Raw genomic sequence first — 20,295 nt, forward strand, 5'->3', positions numbered from 1 at the left:
TTATGGCTAAGCGTAATGACCGAGTTGCAGAAGAAATTAAAAAAGTAGTGACTGAAGTCATCGATAACGAAGTGATGGATAAAGAACCATCGTTAAAACTCGTTACAGTGACTGAAGTTGAAGTTTCTGAAGAGCTTGAATATGCGAACGTATACTTTACGACTTTAAATGAAAATAAAAGAGAAGTTGAAGATATTTTAAATAAATATCGTGGATTACTCCGTTCAGCAGTTGCAAAAAATATTCGTTTAAGAAAAGCACCAGAAATTTACGTGAAGTACGATCAATCTGTCGACTACGGTAGCAGAATTGAAGACTTATTAAACCAAATTAAAAACGAAGGCAAATAATATGAGCGACGATTCGTCGCTCATTAATTTTTTATGAATAGATAAGTGGTATATTTATAATTAAATAATTGTATGGAGGAAAGAGATGTCAAACAATTTTTGGTTTTTAATGTACTTAGTATTTCTCGGATTATTAGTAATCGGAATCGATGCATTATTTTTCAATTTACTACCTACTAAAACATTTGGTTCGGCATTTTTATCACTCGTATTTATCGTTGTTATTGCTGGGCTCTTTGTCTTTTTATATGAAAAAATTTTTAATCGAAAAAAGTAAGAGGTGTCACAATGTATAGTGGAGTCATCTGTGTGGATAAACCAAAAGGTATGACAAGTCATGACGTCGTCATGAAAGTCAGACGTAAATTACATATGAAAAAGGTCGGTCATACAGGAACGTTAGATCCGGATGTGACTGGTGTGTTACCGGTTGTCGTTGGAGATGCAACGCAACTGACTGAAGTGTTACAAGAAAGACAAAAAAGTTATACAGCAGTAGTAACGCTCGGATTTTCAACGACAACTGAAGATTCTGCAGGTGAAAAAGTAAAAACGAGTGACGTATCACATATTACTAAAGAAATGATCGACGACGTTATTGAAAACTTTGAAAGAGATTATAACCAAACAGTACCGATCTATAGCTCGGTGAAAGTAAACGGTAAAAAGTTATATGAATACGCACGAAATAACGAAAAGGTAGAAAGACCGAGCCGCGTCGTTACGATTTATCGTTTAGAACGTACTGGAGATATTACGTTTAAAGATACGATAGATTTTCAAATTGACGTAACATGCTCAAAAGGTACATACATTCGTACGCTTGCTGTAGACATCGGTCGTAAACTCGGTGTAGAAGCACATATGTCGTATTTAAGAAGAACAGAATCGTGTGGGTTTACTGAAGATGATGCGGTCGAATTAGATACAATTAGTGAAGCGTCGATAATTCCGATTTTAGAAGTTTTAAGCGATGAATATACCGTAGAACTGTTCGACGAACTGAAAGACCGTGGACCATTGTTTAAAATTTCAAATGGGCAAAAGATGAGTCAAAATGATATGATGAAACTAACGAATAATGAAGACGTAGAGACTGTTTTATTTGTTAAAAACAACCGACCAATCGGTTTGTATAAAAAACATAAAGAAAACGAATTTAAACCGTTTAAAATGTTTCTTACGTCAAATGACTTGTGAGGGCTTTATGAAAACATATCGACTATATTATCCAAATGATTTATCTATAGAAAACGAACCAATCGCATTAGCGCTCGGTTTTTTTGATGGACTCCATCTCGGACATCAACAAGTGATTGACACGATGATTGAAATTGCAGAAGAAAAAGGATTAAAAAAAGCAGTGATGACGTTTGATCCGCATCCTTCTGTCGTTTTAAATCCGAAAATGCGACGGACGACGTATATTACGCCGTTAAAAGAAAAAGAAGAGATGCTAAAAGAAAAAGGCATCGACTACTTATTTGTCGTAAACTTCTCAAGTGACTTTGCAGCGTTATCTCACGATACGTTTGTGAAAGAGTATTTAATCTCTAACAACGTGAAAGAAGTAATCGCAGGGTTTGATTTTTCATATGGACAGTACGGTAAAGGATCGATTACGACGTTAAAGACGTATGACGAATTTAACACGACTAAAGTACTTCCGATAAACGAGAACGAAGAAAAAATTTCGACGACAAAAATCCGAGAACTTCTTTTAAGTGACAAGCTAGAAGAAGCAAATAAAATACTCGGTCGACCATATCAAATTAACGGTGTCGTCGTTCAAGGTGAAAAACGCGGGAGAACGATTGGGTTTAGAACAGCAAACATCGAACCGAGCGGACCGTTTTTACTACCGTCACTCGGGGTGTACGCTGTTACGATGACGATTGGTGCAGATGATAAGATTTATAGAGGTGTCGCATCGATTGGTAAAAAACCGACGTTCCACGAAGATTATAAAGTGACGATTGAAGTCCATTTAATTGATTTTGACCGTACGATATACGGTGAAGAAGTGTCAGTGTATCTTCATAACTATTTACGTGGAGAAAAGAAATTTGACGGTTTAGATGATTTAATTGAAGCGATGACAATCGATAAAGAAAACGCCATACAGTTACTTGAAAAATTCGAGTAAAGCGCGTATAATAATTTAAGTGCGATATCTTGGTCATTAGACACCCTAACTTTTGACTCAGATATTAGCGAATATATATATATAAGGGAGGACATGACTATGTCAATGTCAAAAGAAAGAAAACAACAATTAATCGAAGAATACCGTGTACACGAAACGGACACTGGATCTCCAGAAGTTCAAATTGCAGTGTTAACTGAAGAAATTAACACATTAAACGCACACTTAAAAGTACACAAAAAAGACCACCATTCACGTCGCGGACTTTTAAAAATGGTTGGTCGCCGTAAGCACTTATTAAACTACTTACGTGAAAAAGACGTTACTCGTTACCGTGAGTTAATTAAAAAATTAGGTTTACGTCGTTAATAGAGAGAGCATACCATTTGGTATGCTTTTTTTTATATAAATTAGTCGTTAAAAATGGTATCATAAAGAGAAGTATGTAGAGGAGAGAAATTATATGATAGAAACTAAGAAAACGTTTCAAACGGAGTGGGCAGGACGTCCACTAATCGTTGAATACGGCGAAGTAGCCAAACAAGCAAACGGTGCAGTTCTAGTACGATATGGAGATACAGTTGTCTTATCGACAGTAACTGCTTCTAAAGAACCTAAAGATATGGACTTTTTCCCACTAACAGTGGCGTACGAAGAGAAATTATACGCACGCGGTAAAATACCTGGTGGATTTAATAAACGTGAAGGACGTCCAAGTGAAGCAGCGACACTTGCGAGTCGTTTAATCGACCGTCCAATTCGTCCACTTTTCCCAGACGGATTTAGACACGACGTTCAAATTATTTCGACAGTGCTTTCTGTTGATCCAGACAACTCACCTGAAATGGCAGCGATGCTCGGTTCATCGATTGCTTTATCTGTTTCTGACGTACCGTTTAACGGACCAATTGCTGGTGTACGTATCGGTATTAAAGACGACGAGTTCGTCATTAACCCAGATGTTGAGACGTTAAACAACTCTGTATTAGAACTTGATTTAGCAGGAACGTTTGACGCAATCAACATGGTTGAAGCAGGTGCAAAAGAAGTACCTGAAGATAAAATGCTCGAAGTAATCCTTTTTGGTCATAAAGAAATTAAAAAGTTAGTCGAGTTCCAACAAGAAATCGTCGACTACGTGAATCCTGAGAAAATGGCATTTGAACCTCCAGTTGACGACGAAGAAATTCAAAAGATCGTCGATAGTCAACTCGAGCAGATTGATATTGAAGAGTGTGTATTAACAGTTGATAAGCACGAACGTGATAATAAATTATCTGAAGTGAAAGAAGCAATTATCGCTCTACTCGATGAAGAAGACGAAAACTTCGAAGCGAACGAAAAAGAAGCGAAACGCTTATTTAACGATGCGGTATTTAATACAGTGCGTCGTTTAATCACTGAAGATAAAATCCGTCCAGATAGAAGAAAACCGGACGAAATTCGTCCGTTAAACTCTCAAGTTGCGCTTTTACCTAGAGCACACGGCTCTGGTTTATTTACACGTGGACAAACACAAGTATTATCTGTTGCGACGTTAGGAAGTTTAAGTGAGCACCAAATTATCGACGGACTCGGTGAAGAAGAAGAGAAGCATTTCATGCATCACTATAACTTCCCGCACTTCTCTGTCGGTGAAACTGGACCACTTCGCGCTCCAGGGCGTCGTGAGATTGGTCACGGTGCGTTAGGTGAACGTGCACTTAGCCAAGTCATTCCTTCACAAGAGGAATTCCCGTATACGATTCGCGTCGTGTCAGAAGTTTTAGAGTCGAACGGTTCTTCATCTCAAGCGTCAATTTGTGGTGGAACGCTCGCATTAATGGACGCAGGTGTGCCAATTAAAGCACCAGTTGCTGGTATTGCGATGGGTATGATGATGAATGGTGAAAACTATACAATCCTTTCAGACATCCAAGGTATGGAAGACGCATTAGGTGATATGGACTTTAAAGTAGCAGGTACTGCTAAAGGGATTACTGCAATTCAAATGGATATTAAAGTCGACGGATTACGTGAAGATATTTTAGAAGAGGCGTTAGAACAAGCGCGCGTCGGTCGTCTACACATTTTAGAAAACATGTTAGCGACAATCGAATCACCAAGAACAGAGTTATCACCATACGCTCCGAAGATTGAAACGATGACAATTAACCCAGATAAAATTCGTGACGTCATTGGACCTGGTGGTAAACAAATTAACGAAATTATCGATGAAACTGGCGTAACGTTAGATATCGAGCAAGACGGAACGATCTTTATCGGTGCTGTCGACCAAGAAATGATCGACAAAGCACGTAAAATTATCGAAGACTTAACGCGTGAAGCAAAAGTTGGAGAAATTTACATGGGTACAGTAAAACGTATTGAAAAATTCGGTGCGTTCGTTGAGTTATTCCCTGGTAAAGACGCACTCGTTCACATTTCTAATTTAGATCACGCACACGTTAAAAACGTAGAGGACGTGTTAAAAATTGGCGATGAAACACTCGTTAAAGTAACAGAAATCGATAAGCAAGGACGCGTAAACGCATCTCGTAAAGCATTAATTGAAAAGAAAGATAACGATAAAAACAAAAAGAATAACGAGGAGGGATAAATCGTGGCAAAAGAAAGAAAGCGTGACGCGAACGTAAAAATCATCCCACTCGGCGGAGTTGGAGAGATTGCTAAAAACATGTACATCGTCGAGGTAGACGATGAAATGTTCATGCTAGACGCGGGGTTAATGTTTCCGGAAAACGAAATGTACGGTGTAGATGTCGTTATTCCGGACATTACGTACGTGAAAGAAAATATCGACCGTTTAAAAGCGATATTTATCTCGCATGGTCATGCAGATTCAATCGGTGCATTACCGTATATTTTAGAAGATATCGACGTACCGATTTATGCTTCAAAGCTGACGATTGCTTTAATTAAAGAATCATTTAAAGAATTAAATATTCGTAAAAAACAAAAGTTCTATACGATTAATAGTGAATCAAAAATGAACTTTAAAAATGCAAGTTTTGAATTTTTCGAAACGAGCCATAGTATTCCTGATTCTTACGGATGCTCAATTAAAACGAAGTACGGTTCAATCGTCTATACTGGTGAGTTTAAATTCGATCAAAGTCTCGAAGGAGATTACGGATTTAACGGTGCGAAGATGTACGACTTAGCACGTAAAGATGATTGTCTCGTATTAATTAGTGATTCTACGGAAGCAGAAAAGCGCGGATATAATACACCTGAAAATATTATCGAAGAGCAGTTATTATCAGATTTCTTAAAATCTAAAGGGCGCATTATCGTGTCACTTTATGCATCGAACTTCGTACGTATTCAACAAGTGTTAACAAACGCACATAAAGCAAACCGAAAAGTGACATTTTTAGGTAAGACGTTAGAAGCATCGTTTAAAGTCGCAAGAAAGCTCGGATATTTCGATATTCCTGAAGGGTTACTCGTTCCGTCACATCAAATTAAAAACTTCCCAGATAATGAAATTGTCATTATCGCAACTGGTAAACAAGGGGAACCATTCGATGCACTGACAGAGATGTCAAAAGGAACGCATGAAGTGACAAACATTAAAGAAAACGATGAAGTGTATATTTTAACGACGCCATCGTCAAACATGGAAGTCATTTTATATTCAACGTTAAACGACTTAACTAAAGCAGGTGCTAAAATTTACTTACCGACAAGTGGAATTCACGCATCGAGTCACGGTTTAAGTGAAGAGTTAAAAATGATGTTTAATATATTTAAACCGAAATATTTTGTTCCTGTTCAGGGCGAATATAAAAACCAGATCGCTCACGCAAAACTTGCTGCTGAAGCAGGAATCGATCCAGAAAATATTTTCTTACTTGAAAAAGGTGACGTCGTCAGCTATGACGGAAAAGAGATGTACTATCAAGAAAAAGTACATGCAGGTAACGTCTTAATTGACGGTAGAGGTGTCGGAGACGTTGGTAACATCGTCTTAAGAGACCGCCGTATATTAAGTGAAGACGGTATATTCATTGCGGTTGTTACGATCGATCGTAACGAGAGAAAAATTAAAGCCGGACCTGAAATTCAAAGTCGTGGCTTTGTCTACGTCAAAGAAAGTGAAGAGCTATTAACGACTGCTGAAGCGATTGTAAAAGAAGTCGTTGAAGATTCTATTCAATCAGGAAACTTAGACTGGAATGACTTAAAACAAGACGTGAGAGAAGCGTTACTTAAGTTCTTATACGAAAGTACGAAACGTCGTCCGATGATTATACCAATCATATCTGAAATATAAGAAAGAATTTTGGAGATATTATATTATAGTATCTCCAAATTTTTTAGGAAGGAGTTTGTAATGGCGAAAAAGAAAGCAACGCGTCGTAAAAAGAAAGATGAGCGCCAAACCTATTATGCGTTAACGAGTTTTATCACATTATTACTTGTCTTTATATCTCTGTTTCAACTCGGTAGTTTTGGTGAATATATCGATTCAATATTTACGTACTTGTTTGGAACGAGTAAATATTTTACGTACTTAATCATTACATTAACAAGTATTTACGTCGCCATGAACCGTAACTTCCCATTCACAAAGCGCATGTTCGGTTATATATTGCTACAATTTGGACTGATTTTTTTATTCCATAGTGTGCTTTACTTAACGAACAAACCACTCATTAACAATTTTTATAGTTTTGATGAAATAAAAAATACGATCGCTACGACAGGATTTAAAAACTTCACCGGTGGCGGAATTATTGGTCAAGTACTATTTACAGCGATGAATAACACGCTCAGCTTTATCGGTACAGTTTTACTTGCTGTTGTGTTTATTTACTTTTCGATTATTATGATTCGAAATAAAAGCGTCGAAGAACAACTGCGTAAAGATTTTTCTCGCGTCGGACAATTGTTATCAGTGACGGGTAAAAACATTAATAGTAAAACGTCTGAAATCATCGAGAAAAATAAAGAAAAACGTGCGAATAAACCAGAAAAAATAGAGAAGAAAAAAGCAAAGAAAACGAAAGTTGAAGATCCAATTATCGAGTCTTCAAGTCATGATGATATCGAAGAAGAAGTCGAAGAAGCAGTATATGAACCTGAAATTGTAGGTAGTGATGATATCGAGAGTGACCTCGTAGAAACAAAAGATGAGACTGTTGATTTAGAGTACGAAGAAGAGGAACTCGATGACTCGATTGAAGACGTCGAGGAGAATACTCCACTCGACGAACTAGACGAAGAAGAAATTAAAGAGCTTCTCGAGTATAAAGTACCACCGATTACATTGCTAAAAGATGCTGAAGTGTCAGAGAAGATGTCAAATGACGTCGTTTTAAAACAAGGTAAAATTTTAGAAGAAACACTTCATAACTTCGGTGTAAAAGCGAAAGTGTCTAAAATTAGAATCGGTCCAGCCGTGACACAGTTTGAAGTGCAGCCGGATATCGGCGTAAAGGTTAGCCGTATTATTAATTTACAAAACGATATTGCACTGTCGCTTGCAGCAAAAGATATTCGTATCGAAGCACCGATTCCTGGTAAATCAGCTGTCGGTATTGAAGTGCCGAACTCGGTCGTTTCTATGGTTACATTACGTGAAGTCATGAAGCGTAAGACGAGTACAAACCCACTAGAAGTTGCGCTTGGTAAAGACATTTCTGGTGCACCGATTATGGCAGAGTTAAACAAGATGCCACACTTGCTCGTTGCTGGGTCTACAGGAAGCGGTAAATCCGTATGTATTAACGGTATTATCATTTCGATTTTACTAAATGCTAAACCGCATGAAGTGAAATTAATGATGATCGACCCAAAAATGGTGGAGTTAAATGTATATAACGGTATTCCACATCTACTGAGTCCAGTCGTGACGAATCCACAAAAAGCAGCGGACGCTTTACAACGCGTCGTAAACGAGATGGAACGTCGATATGACTTATTTAGTGCAACGAATACTAAAAACATTTCAGCGTATAACAATTACTTAGAACGTACAGCTGAAGATAAAGATAAAGTATCTAAAATGCCGTATATCGTCGTCATCATCGATGAGCTTGCAGATTTAATGATGGTCGCAAGTAAAGACGTTGAAGCAAGCATTACGCGTATTGCACAAATGGCACGTGCCGCAGGCATTCATTTAATTATCGCTACACAGCGTCCATCTGTTGACGTTATTACAGGGATCATTAAAGCAAACATACCGTCACGTATTGCATTTGCCGTCAGCTCAACGACTGACTCTCGTACGATATTAGACTCTGGGGGTGCAGAAAAACTCCTAGGTAAAGGGGATATGCTCTTCTTACCATCTGGTAGATCAAAACCAGTTCGTGTCCAAGGGGCATTTTTATCAGATGAAGAAGTGAACGATGTCGTCAATTACGTCACGAGCCAGATGAAAGCAAATTACGATAAGTCGGTCATATTAAATCAAAAAGAGCCGAAAAAAGAAGAAGTTGAATCTGAAGACGAATTATACGGAGAAGCGAAATGGTTCGTCATCACAGAGCAGCGCGCAAGTGCAAGTCTACTTCAACGACAATTTAGAATCGGCTATAACCGTGCAGCGCGTCTCGTTGACGATTTAGAGCGTAACGGTATTATCGGACCAGCAAGTGGTTCAAAGCCGAGAAACGTACTCGTCACAGAAGACGAAATGGATGAGAGGGAGAGTTAGTATTGGAAATTAGAAATGAACGATTAAATAACATTCCAATCGTAACGATCGATACAAATAAATTTAAAACATTCACGTTACGCGTTACATTTAGAAATGAGTTGGACGTAAACACTGTTACAGCGAGAAATTTACTTGCTCGCATGATGGTAAAACGTACAAAGACGCATAATAGTGAAGCGGCACTCGTACAATATTTATCAGAATATTACGGTGCTCATCTAACGTATCAAACGTCAAAAGTTGGGACGAGTCATCTCGTCCACTTTACGTTAGAGTTTGTAAACGAACGTTTTATAAAAGAAGATTTAAACATATTAGAACACATGTCTAAATTATTAAATGACGTGTTAACGACACCATTTTCTTACGATGAAGAAACGGTTAAATTTTTAGAAAAAGAAAAACGACTCTATAAAAACCGTTTAAAAAGTATGATGGATAACAGTATGCAGCGCGCATACACAGGACTTTTAAAAGAGATGTTTTGTGATAAACCAGAAGGGCAACTGTCTTACGGAAATATTGATGATATCGATGAAATTACAATCGATGACATTAAAAATGTTCACAAGTCGATGATGGATACGGACGAAATGATGATTTTACTCTGCGGAAATATCGACGATCGTTCAGTTAATCTTTTACAAAAAATCTACGAAAGAGATAACTATGTTGAACTACCATTCAATAGTTATGAAGTAGATCTTAAAAAAATCGTTAACTACAAAGTAGATCATGACGACGTAGAACAGTCTAAAGCAATTTTAGGTTTTAGAATCGATAAAGATAAAACTAACGAAATGTCAGTGCGTATTTTTAACCGTATGTTTGGTGGTGGCGCGTCGAGCTATCTATTTAAGCATTTACGTGAAGCACGTTCGTTAGCGTATCAAATTAGTTCAAATGTCGATGTTAAAAATGGATATTTATTTGCGTTAGCTGGAGTTGACCACTCACGTGTGAAAGAAACGGAACAACACATCATTATCGAACTTGAAAAATTCCAAAATGGTGACTTTACTACTGAGTTTTTAGAAGAGACGAAGAAAAAGTTATTATCGGATAGAGAAAACAGTAAAGATCGAGCAAAAGGTATGATATCAATCGTATATAGCGAAAACTTAACAGGATTGACAGATGATGAATTTAAAGAAAAAGTTGAAAGTATTACGCGTGAAGATATTATTGAAGCAGCGCACTCGGTTCATCTCGATACGGTATATACGCTAACAGGAGGAGATAGTGATGACAGTTAAATATTATGAAGCACTTGAAGAAACAGTCATTAGTAAAACACTCCCAAACGGTTTAGAAGTCATTTACGTTAAAAAGCCAGGCTTTAACAAAAAGTTTGCGACGTATACGACGCGTTTTGGTTCTATAAATAATCATTTTACAGTCGACGGACTTACGCACAAAATTCCTGACGGAATCGCACACTTTTTAGAGCATAAAATGTTTGAAAAAGAAGATGGAGATGTCTTCCATAAATTTAGCGAACACGGTGCAAGTGCGAATGCATTTACATCTTTTGACCGTACGAGTTATTTATTTAGTTGTACAGACAACTTTTATGACAACTTAAAACTCCTTATGGATATGGTCGAAGAGCCTTATTTCACCGATCAATCTGTTGAAAAAGAAGTCGGTATTATTAACGAAGAAATCAAAATGTATCAAGATAATCCGGGGTATAAATTATTCTCTACGATGATGGAGTCACTATATAACACACATCCGGTTCGTATTGATATCGCTGGAACGCTCGACTCGATTCAACAAATTACAAAAGAAGATTTATATTTGTGTCATGAGACATTTTACGCACCGAACAATATGGTGTTAATCGTCGTCGGTGATTTAGATGATAGTGAGTTATTTAGTTTTATCGAAACACATCAATCAAAACGTAATCACGACCCGAAAGAGTTAACACTTCATACAGTGACTGAAGAAAATCACGTTCACGACAAAGAAAAAACAATTAAGATGAACGTGTCGGATGACAGAGTGATGCTCGGATATAAATATAATCACGATTTAGATGACGCGTCGTTATTAAAACTCGATTTCACAATGATGTTTGCGTTAGAGATGGTATTTGGAGCGAAATCTCAGTATTTCTATGATCTAATCGATGAAAATCTTGTAGATGATAGTTTCCAATACGGCTTCCAAGGGGAATCTGACTTCTCACACACGCTATTTATTGCACATAGTGAAAAACCTGAAGAAACGATTCAGCGAATTCAGGCGATTATCGATGAAGTTAAAAATACGGATTATTTCACTGAAGAGATGTTACAAAGCGAAAAACGTGAAACAATTGGTGACTATTTATCTTCTTTAAATTCACCAGAATATATTGCAAATCAATATACAAAATATTTATTAGACGGTGGCAACCTTTATGACATTCCAAATATCGTCGATTCGATTACCGTCGATGACGTGAAGGATGCATTTAACACTGTATTAAAAGACGGCTATGCCTCTGTCGTGATGATGAAAAATGCGTAACGTCATACTAGTTGGAAGTAGCGGATCCATTGGATCCGCAATACATAACGAATTAAAAGACGAACACGTCATTAGCTATTCTAGACACACACCGTCAACTTATGACAATTTGCATCATTACTTTGACTTATCACAGCCGATTTCTATAGAAGAAGTCGAAGCGACATTTAAACATATCGAAACAATCGATTGTTTAATTTATACACCTGGTAGTGCGTATTTTGATATGCTAGAAGATACACCAGTACATGTTATCGACGAACAGTATAACATCCAAGTGCGGAACTTAATTGTTTTTATACAGGCAGCATTACCGAGATTAAAGAAGAGTTCACACGGACGCATCGTCGTTATTTCAAGTGTGTACGGTCAAATTGGTGCGAGTTGTGAAAGTGTTTATGCGTCGATGAAAGGTGCACAAAACACACTCGTTCGTTCACTCGCTGTCGAGTACGCGGGTACGAATATTACGATTAACGCCGTCGCACCAGGTGCTGTTAAAGGTAAGATGACTAATCTTTTATGTGAAGAGGATATTAAAGTTTTACTCGAAGAGTTACCACAGCAAAGACTGATTGAACCAGTTGAAGTTGCAAAACTTGTGAACTTCGTACTCAGTAAAGAGAGTCAATCGATCACAGGTGAAGTGCTAAATATTAACGGTGGATGGTACACGTTATAAAGAAGGGTTAAATTATGAGTTTAGGACCATATTTAAGAAATGTGAGAGAACAAAAAGGCATTACGTTAAGTGAAATTGAAGCACGTACGAATATTCGTCGTGACATTATTCAAACGATTGAAAGAGGCGACTATCACGCGCTTCCGGATAGTAGTCATACGAAGTATTTAATTCGTACGTATGCGGATGCTTTACAGTTAAATAGTGACGATTTGTTTGAACGTTATGGTGACGAAATACCGACAAAAGAAGCGGTCTATAAAGAACGTAAAGAAAATAAAGTCGATAAAGACATGCTCTATTTAAAAAAGACGATATATACTTTTTTAATTGTGATCGGAGTGTTGTTTGTTCTTTGGCTTGTTCTTTTACAAGTCGGTGGACAAGGAGATTACTTTAGAAAGTCTCCTGTATATGATGAGGTCGAAGTCTCACCTAGAGAAGAAAGCGGCACGTTTAACGTAACGCTAGAGCGCGTTGAAGACAATACAGCATTTTATACGATAAATACGTCAAATGACATTAACGTCACGTTTAAAGGTGACGGGAGTACTGTCAACATGACAGACGATAACAATAATACGTATGTTAACGAAACAATTAATGATGAGACATATTTAATTCAGTCAGATGCCTCAGAGTTATTTATTGCAGTTGAAGACAATGACAAACTCAGTATTTTTGTGAATGATGTTGAATTAGAAGACGATGAAGTACAAAATGACGGCACGTTGTTTTATCATTTTACGATTGAGAGGGAGTAAACTATGAATTTACCTAACTGGATTACAGTGATAAGAATCATACTAATACCGGTCTTTATTATATTTGCAATTAACGATTTTAACTTCGGTACAGTAGCGATACTTGGAGGAAACGAGATTTTAATTGAGCAACTTATCGCAGCGATTATTTTCGTCGTCGCGTCACTGACAGATGCGTTAGACGGCTATTTAGCACGAAAGTTAAATTTAATTACAAATATGGGTAAATTTCTAGACCCACTTGCAGATAAACTACTCGTCGCTTCAGGTCTCATTGTATTAGTCGAGTGGTCAGTAATTTCAAGTTGGATCGCTATCGTAATTATCGCAAGAGAATTTGCAGTTACAGGATTACGTTTACTTCAAATCGAACAAGGGTTTGTCAGTGCCGCTGGTAATTTAGGAAAAATTAAAACAGTATTCCAAATGGTTGCTCTCGTCTTACTTCTATTTGGAGATTTATTTGTCAATTATATCGGGGTATCTATCGGTATGATATCTCTATATATCGCAGTGTTCTTCACGATTTTATCGATGATTGAGTATTTCTACAAAGGACGAGACGTGTTTTTAAATCAAAAAGCGTAACTTTTAATTATCTGCTTTAAAAAGTAAGCGATATTTAAAATACTGAATTTAATATTTGAAATTTAGCACATAAAAGACGAACATATATTCGTCTTTTATTTTTTGTTATGGTATACTTTAAATATCGAAAAATGATTTAAAAGATAGTTCGGAGGAATGTAATAGATGGATGAAAGACAAAAAGCTCTAGAAACTGTTCAAAAGAATATGGATAAGATGTTCGGTAAAGGTGCCGTTATGAAACTCGGTGACGATCCTGGACGTAAAGTAAAAACGACGTCATCAGGTTCGATCACATTAGACCGTGCACTCGGTGTCGGTGGATATCCACAAGGTAGAATTATCGAAATCTACGGACCAGAATCTTCAGGTAAAACGACAGTCGCATTACATGCGATTGCTGAAGTGCAGCGTCAAGGTGGAATCGCTGCATTTATCGATGCTGAGCACGCACTGGACCCAGTGTATGCTAAAAACTTAGGTGTCGATATCGAGAATTTATACCTGTCTCAGCCAGACCACGGGGAGCAAGGATTAGAAATCGCCGAAGCATTCGTACGAAGTGGTGCAGTGGATATCGTCGTTATTGACTCAGTTGCAGCATTAACACCAAAAGCAGAAATCGAAGGTGAGATGGGAGATACTCACGTTGGTTTACAAGCGAGAATGATGTCACAAGCATTACGTAAACTATCTGCTGCAATTTCTAAAAGTAATACGACAGCGATTTTCATCAACCAAATTCGTGAAAAAGTTGGAGTTATGTTCGGTAACCCGGAAACGACACCTGGTGGACGTGCGCTGAAGTTCTACAGCTCAGTTCGTTTAGAAGTGCGCCGTGCAGAACAGTTAAAACTCGGACAAGATATCGTCGGAAACCGTACGAAAATTAAAGTTGTTAAAAACAAAGTTGCACCACCATTTAGAGTAGCAGAAGTAGATATTATGTACGGACAAGGCATTTCTAGAACAGGTGAACTTCTCGATCTCGGAGTCGAATACGACATCGTCGATAAAAGCGGTGCGTGGTACTCTTATAACGGGGAAAGACTCGGTCAAGGTAAAGAAAACGCAAAAGAGTACTTAACGAATAACCCTGAAGTACTAGAAGAAATTAATGATAAATTACGAAACGAATTAGGCTTTGAAGGTGAAGTCACTGAAGAAAGTGAAGAAGTAGAAAACAGCCTATTTGATGAGTAATATTATCAAGCATGAGTCACTCTCATGCTTGATTTTTTTATGTAAAATATATAAAATGAAATCTGTATGATAAATTATTATATTTAAAATACACATTTTTAACCAACACGTGAATAGCATGTATTAGGGAGGTGTTTTTTGTGGACATGAAAGACATTTTCTTAATCTTACTTGGTATTATTCTCGGTGTTGTTATCGGATATTTAATCGTCAATAGAATTATGACGAATAAGCAGCAACAAGCAAGATCTTCAGCTGAACATATCATCGAAGAAGCAAATAAAACTGCGATGAATTTAAAAAAGGAGAAATTGCTTGAAGCAAAAGAATACAATCAAAAGTTAAAAGAAGAGTTTGATCGTGAGCAAAACGATGCACGACAAAAACTACAAGCTTTTGAATCTCGACTACTTTCTCGAGAGGAAAACTTAGATAGAAAAAGTGAAACTCTAGATAAGAAAGATGAGATATTAGATTTAAAAGAAGCGAAAATTGAAGACAAACAGCAATCGGTGGATGCCAAGGAACAAAAGATTAATGAAATCATCAGTCAACAAAATGATGAATTAACTCGCATCTCCGGATTAACAAGTGCTGAAGCTAAAGATGAAATCTTTAGAGCGCTCGAAAAAGAACTGTCACACGATATGGCTGTAATGCTAAAAGAGCGTCAAGAACAAGCGGAATATGAAGCGGACCGAAAAGCAAAAGAATTGCTTGCGACGACGATTCAACGATACGCAGCAGAGTACACGAGTGAATCGACGGTATCTGTTGTCAACTTACCAAACGACGAAATGAAAGGTCGTATTATCGGACGTGAAGGTCGTAACATTCGTACGATTGAAACGTTAACAGGAGTCGATTTAATTATCGACGATACACCAGAAGCGGTTATCCTTTCAGGATTCGATCCAATACGTAGAACGATCGCTAAAAATGCGTTAGACGAACTCGTCTTAGATGGACGTATTCACCCAGGACGCATTGAAGAAATGGTCGATAAAGCAAGACGTAATATGGAGAGTATCATTCGCGATGCTGGTGAACAAGCAGCATTCGAATTGGATATTCATAATTTACATCCTGAACTCATTAAACATCTTGGTAAGATGAAATTCCGTTTAAGTTACGGTCAAAACGTATTAAAGCACTCAGTAGAAGTTGGATTTTTAGCAGGTATGCTCGCTGCTGAACTTGGCGAAGACGTGAGTCTCGCGAGACGTGCAGGATTACTCCACGATATCGGTAAATCGATCGACCATGAAGTCGAAGGTTCACACGTAGAAATCGGAGTAGACTTAGCAAAACGCTACAAAGAAAACGAGACAGTGATTAACGCAATCGCTTCACATCATGGTGACGTTGAAGCAACGAGTATCATTTCTATAATCGTTGCAGCAGCTGACGCATTAAGTGCAGCACGTCCAGGTGCACGTCGTGAAACGTTAGAAAATTACGTAAAACGACTTGAAAACTTAGAGAAAATTGCAGAAGGCTACGACGGCGTAGAGAAGTCGTTTGCCATTCAAGCGGGACGAGAAATTCGAATTATGGTTCGTCCAGAAGACGTCGATGATGTACAAGCATATCGACTCGCTCGAGATATTAAATCACAAATCGAAGATGAACTGCAGTATCCAGGACATATTAAAGTGACAGTTGTCCGTGAGATGAGGGCTGTAGAATATGCCAAATAAAGATTGGAACATTGTTTCCAATCTTTTTTTATGAAAGGAATAAAAGATTGAGAATTTTATTTATTGGAGATATTGTCGGTAAAATTGGGCGTCGAATGGTAAAAGAAAATTTACCACAGTTAAAACGAGAATATAACATACAATATACAATCGCAAACGGAGAAAATGCTGCACACGGCAAAGGGATGACAAAAGCGATTTATAAAGAGCTCATGGGATACGGTGTGGACTTTATCACACTCGGAAACCATGCATTTCATAAAGATGAAGTATTTGAACTCTTTGAAGCAGATAAAAAAATTATCCGTCCACTTAATTATCCGTCAATCGTTCCAGGCGAAGGATTTAAAAAAGTAAATATTAACAATGAAACGTTAATGATTGTGAATCTACAAGGGCGTAGTTTTATGGAGTCGATTGATAACCCGTTTACAGAAATCGATGCATTGTTAAAAAGAGAATCCGCTGATCAAATATTTGTGGATTTTCACTGTGAAACGACATCTGAAGCGATTGCAATGGGACATTATTTAGACGGTAGAGTGAATGCTGTCGTCGGGACGCATACGCACGTTCAAACGAACGACGCAGTCGTTTTAGACAACGGGACGATGTACATAACAGATGTCGGTATGACAGGGTATAAAGATGGCATACTCGGTATCGATAAAGAAGCGGTCATTTCTAGATTTTTAGACCAATTACCAAAACGACATGTCGTACCTGATAAAGGTGATGGTATTTTATCTGCAGTAGTGATTGATACAGTCAGACAGACAATTGAACCGATTTTAATACGAGAGTAATCGGACATAAGTATGAATTTTAAGTGAATGACAGTATGTACACTGAATTCAACAGTTAAATTTGATATGATTTAATTGTTAGAGGAGGCACGAAAATGATCAGTCAATTATCATGGAAAGTCGGTGGACAACAAGGTGAGGGAATTGAGTCGACAGGTGAAATTTTCTCAACGACGTTAAACCGTATGGGGTACTATTTATATAGTTACCGTCACTTTTCATCAAGAATTAAAGGTGGTCATACGAACAACAACATTCGTATTTCAACAAAAGAAGTACGATCAATTAGCGACCACACAAATATATTAGTTGCGTTCGATCAAGAGACGATCGATATTAACGCAAGCGAGTTAATAGATGGCGGTGTAATATTAGCTGACGAAAAGTTTAAACCAGAAGTAAAAGAGGATTTAAACGTTCAGCTCATCGCAGTTCCATTTACTGAAATCGCAAATGAACACGGCAGTAAGTTAATGAAAAACATGGTTGCTGTCGGTGCAAGTGCAAGTCTTATGCATCTTGATATTGAGAAGTTTACAGATATGATTTATACGATGTTTGCACGTAAAGGGCAAGAAATTGTCGATAATAATATAAATGCATTAAAAGACGGGTTTAACTATATCGAAGAACGACTCGACCAAATCGACGGAGACTTTGAATTAGAAAAAGTCGAAACTCGTGATTCTTTATATCTCATTGGTAACGATGCGATAGGTTTTGGTGCATTAAACGCAGGTGTACGTTTTATGGCAGCATACCCAATTACTCCAGCGAGTGACATTATGGAGTATATGATCGAACATTTACCAAAGGTCGATGGTACAGTCATCCAAACTGAAGATGAAATTTCAGCGGTTACGATGGCAATCGGTTCGAACTATGCAGGTGCAAGAAGTTTTACATCTAGTTCAGGTCCTGGACTGTCACTGATGATGGAGTCTATTGGACTATCAGGTATGACTGAAACGCCACTCGTAATCGTCGATACGATGCGTGGAGGTCCGTCAACAGGCCTTCCTACAAAGCAAGAGCAATCGGATTTAATGCAGATGATTTATGGTACGCACGGTGAAATTCCAAAAATCATCCTCGCACCAACAGACGTAGAAGATGCGTTTTATCTGACAACTGTAGCGTTTAACTTAGCAGATGAATATCAAGTGCCTGTCATTCTTTTATCAGATTTACAAATGTCACTCGGTAAGCAGTCATCAAATCCGTTTGACCCTTCAAAAGTCGTCATTAATAGAGGACAAATGATTACTGAAGACATCGACGGAGACGAAAGTTACTTTGAACGCTTTAAAGTGACAGAAAGTGGTATTTCCGCACGACCGATTCCTGGAGTGAAAGGCGGTATTCACCACGTCACGGGTGTTGAACATAACCCGAACGGTACGCCTAACGAAAGTGCAGTGAACCGTAAAACACAAATGGACAAACGTATGCGTAAACTTGAGGGACTAACGATCGATGCACCGTTTAAAATAAATGGTGACGTAGACTCTGAGTTACTCGTCATTAGTTTCTTAAGTGGTAACGGCCCAGTCGATGAAGCGGTCGAACGTATCGATAAAAATATAACGACGATTCATATGCGTCAACTGTTCCCAGTGCCAATTGAAGCACTACAGCCATACTTAGATGGCGCTAAAGAGATACTCGTCGTCGAGCAAAACTATACGGGACAATTGTTTAACATCATTAAGATGAACTACCCACATCATAGTAAAATGTCTCAGTTTAATAAATATGACGGTACGCCGTTAAAACCGGTAGAAATCGAACGTCATTTGAACGAATTATTGTAATTAAAGGATGAATAGTCATGGCAAAATTTAAAGATTTTAGAAACGATATAAAGCCAAACTGGTGTCCTGGATGCGGTCACTTTAGTATTCAATCTGCGATTCAACGTGCCTCTGCAAACGTTGGATTAGAGCCAGAAGACTTAGCATTAGTCAGTGGGATCGGTTGTAGTGGACGTGTATCTGGATATATTCGTTCATATGGTTTCCACGCAACTCACGGTAGAAGTCTTCCAATCGCCCAAGGTATTAAAATGGCCAACAAAGATTTAGAAGTTATCGCAACAGGTGGAGACGGTGACGGATTTGCGATCGGTGTTGGACATACTGTTCACGCAATCAAGCGTAACATCGATATGACGTATATCGTCATGGATAACCAAGTGTACGGCTTAACAAAAGGTCAAACGTCACCGTCAAGTGCGAAAGGATTTGTTACGAACACGACACCAGACGGTTCAATCGAAAGTCCAATCGTTCCAATATCAACTGCGATGGCAAGTGGTGCGACATTTGTCGCTCAAAGTGTCTCGAGTGATATTAAAGGGTTAACTGCAATAATTGAAGCGGCAATTAAGCACGACGGCTTCGCATTCGTAAACGTTTATAGTCCGTGTGTCACATACAACAAAGTGAACACATATGAATGGTTTAAAGAACGCGTGACTGATATTGAAGATATCGAAGACTACGATAGAGAAGATCGTAACAAAGTAATGAACTATATCAACGAGCACGAAGGGTTATTAAAAGGAATTTTATATCAAGACAATCACTCTAAATCATATGCATCACATATCGACGGCTATTTAGATGAAGCAGTCGTTAATCATGATTTAAAGTTAAAAGACGATCAGTTTAACGAACTGATGAATCATTTCGCATAATAAAACACGCAAATTAAGAGAAATCTTAGTTTGCGTGTTTCTTTTTGTTTGGGTGAGAGGTTTTGGAGATTTTGCGTTAACGAATTTGAACATGCGTTTACGCAAATCGGGTTATTGTAAAATTATTTTTTATTGTTTAACATAAATCGCTTTTGTGTAAAAGGG

18 protein-coding genes are annotated in these 20,295 nt (G+C 37.9%); all 18 read left to right on the plus strand.

What is annotated here, in order from left to right; translation table 11 throughout:
• Positions 1 to 2: 2 nt before the first annotated feature.
• The 18 genes from rbfA (at position 3) to HMPREF3029_RS08220 (ending at position 20,130) form a co-directional block, all read left to right on the plus strand.
• Entirely contained in the window at positions 3 to 350 is a 348-nt protein-coding gene (gene rbfA / locus HMPREF3029_RS08135) for a 30S ribosome-binding factor RbfA (RefSeq protein ID WP_070457754.1), read from the plus strand.
• 85 nt (positions 351 to 435) lie between these two features.
• The gene (locus HMPREF3029_RS08140; RefSeq protein WP_040929132.1) at positions 436 to 627 is read left to right on the plus strand and encodes a hypothetical protein; all 192 of its coding nucleotides are present in this window, start codon (positions 436 to 438) and stop codon (positions 625 to 627) included.
• A gap of 11 nt (positions 628 to 638) precedes the next feature.
• The gene (truB, locus tag HMPREF3029_RS08145) at positions 639 to 1,550 is read left to right on the plus strand and encodes a tRNA pseudouridine(55) synthase TruB (RefSeq protein WP_070710375.1); all 912 of its coding nucleotides are present in this window, start codon (positions 639 to 641) and stop codon (positions 1,548 to 1,550) included.
• A 7-nt stretch (positions 1,551 to 1,557) separates the two neighbouring features.
• Positions 1,558 to 2,496: a riboflavin biosynthesis protein RibF gene (gene ribF, locus HMPREF3029_RS08150; protein ID WP_070710376.1), complete on the plus strand. Its 939-nt coding sequence runs from the start codon at positions 1,558 to 1,560 to the stop codon at positions 2,494 to 2,496.
• Between the two features lie 99 nt (positions 2,497 to 2,595).
• Complete coding sequence (gene rpsO, locus HMPREF3029_RS08155; RefSeq protein ID WP_040929129.1) at positions 2,596 to 2,865, plus strand: 30S ribosomal protein S15; 270 nt, start codon at positions 2,596 to 2,598, stop codon at positions 2,863 to 2,865.
• Between the two features lie 94 nt (positions 2,866 to 2,959).
• Positions 2,960 to 5,095, plus strand: a complete 2,136-nt coding sequence (pnp, locus tag HMPREF3029_RS08160; RefSeq protein WP_070710377.1) for a polyribonucleotide nucleotidyltransferase — start codon at positions 2,960 to 2,962, stop codon at positions 5,093 to 5,095.
• Positions 5,096 to 5,098: 3 nt separating this feature from the next.
• Positions 5,099 to 6,775, plus strand: a complete 1,677-nt coding sequence (locus HMPREF3029_RS08165; RefSeq protein ID WP_070710378.1) for a ribonuclease J — start codon at positions 5,099 to 5,101, stop codon at positions 6,773 to 6,775.
• A 60-nt stretch (positions 6,776 to 6,835) separates the two neighbouring features.
• Entirely contained in the window at positions 6,836 to 9,166 is a 2,331-nt protein-coding gene (locus HMPREF3029_RS08170) for an FtsK/SpoIIIE family DNA translocase (protein ID WP_070710379.1), read from the plus strand.
• A 2-nt stretch (positions 9,167 to 9,168) separates the two neighbouring features.
• A complete protein-coding gene (yfmF, locus tag HMPREF3029_RS08175; protein WP_070710380.1) occupies positions 9,169 to 10,425 on the plus strand; it encodes an EF-P 5-aminopentanol modification-associated protein YfmF in 1,257 nt (418 codons plus the stop codon).
• Positions 10,415 to 11,689 carry an EF-P 5-aminopentanol modification-associated protein YfmH gene (gene yfmH, locus HMPREF3029_RS08180; RefSeq protein ID WP_070710381.1) on the plus strand — a complete coding sequence of 425 codons (1,275 nt, stop codon included), beginning with the start codon at positions 10,415 to 10,417 and terminating at the stop codon, positions 11,687 to 11,689. The genes yfmF and yfmH overlap by 11 nt, the downstream gene beginning before the upstream one ends.
• A complete protein-coding gene (locus HMPREF3029_RS08185) occupies positions 11,682 to 12,371 on the plus strand; it encodes an SDR family NAD(P)-dependent oxidoreductase (protein ID WP_070710382.1) in 690 nt (229 codons plus the stop codon). Before yfmH ends, HMPREF3029_RS08185 begins: the two co-directional genes overlap by 8 nt.
• 14 nt (positions 12,372 to 12,385) lie before the next feature.
• On the plus strand, positions 12,386 to 13,135 hold the full coding sequence (locus HMPREF3029_RS08190) for a helix-turn-helix domain-containing protein (protein WP_070710383.1): 750 nt from the start codon (positions 12,386 to 12,388) through the stop codon (positions 13,133 to 13,135).
• 3 nt (positions 13,136 to 13,138) lie between these two features.
• Positions 13,139 to 13,723 (plus strand): CDP-diacylglycerol--glycerol-3-phosphate 3-phosphatidyltransferase, encoded by a 585-nt coding sequence (gene pgsA, locus HMPREF3029_RS08195; RefSeq protein WP_068130445.1) that lies wholly within the window; start codon positions 13,139 to 13,141, stop codon positions 13,721 to 13,723.
• A 165-nt stretch (positions 13,724 to 13,888) separates the two neighbouring features.
• On the plus strand, positions 13,889 to 14,926 hold the full coding sequence (recA, locus tag HMPREF3029_RS08200) for a recombinase RecA (protein ID WP_068130443.1): 1,038 nt from the start codon (positions 13,889 to 13,891) through the stop codon (positions 14,924 to 14,926).
• Positions 14,927 to 15,066: 140 nt separating this feature from the next.
• Complete coding sequence (gene rny, locus HMPREF3029_RS08205) at positions 15,067 to 16,626, plus strand: ribonuclease Y (protein ID WP_068130441.1); 1,560 nt, start codon at positions 15,067 to 15,069, stop codon at positions 16,624 to 16,626.
• A gap of 47 nt (positions 16,627 to 16,673) precedes the next feature.
• Positions 16,674 to 17,432, plus strand: a complete 759-nt coding sequence (locus HMPREF3029_RS08210) for a TIGR00282 family metallophosphoesterase (protein ID WP_070710384.1) — start codon at positions 16,674 to 16,676, stop codon at positions 17,430 to 17,432.
• Between the two features lie 95 nt (positions 17,433 to 17,527).
• Complete coding sequence (locus HMPREF3029_RS08215; RefSeq protein ID WP_070710385.1) at positions 17,528 to 19,246, plus strand: 2-oxoacid:acceptor oxidoreductase subunit alpha; 1,719 nt, start codon at positions 17,528 to 17,530, stop codon at positions 19,244 to 19,246.
• A 17-nt stretch (positions 19,247 to 19,263) separates the two neighbouring features.
• Positions 19,264 to 20,130 carry a 2-oxoacid:ferredoxin oxidoreductase subunit beta gene (locus HMPREF3029_RS08220; protein ID WP_040929111.1) on the plus strand — a complete coding sequence of 289 codons (867 nt, stop codon included), beginning with the start codon at positions 19,264 to 19,266 and terminating at the stop codon, positions 20,128 to 20,130.
• The last annotated feature ends 165 nt before the right edge of the window (positions 20,131 to 20,295 follow it).

Source organism: Nosocomiicoccus sp. HMSC059G07, from assembly GCF_001815515.1.
Lineage (GTDB): Bacteria > Bacillota > Bacilli > Staphylococcales > Salinicoccaceae > Nosocomiicoccus > Nosocomiicoccus ampullae_A.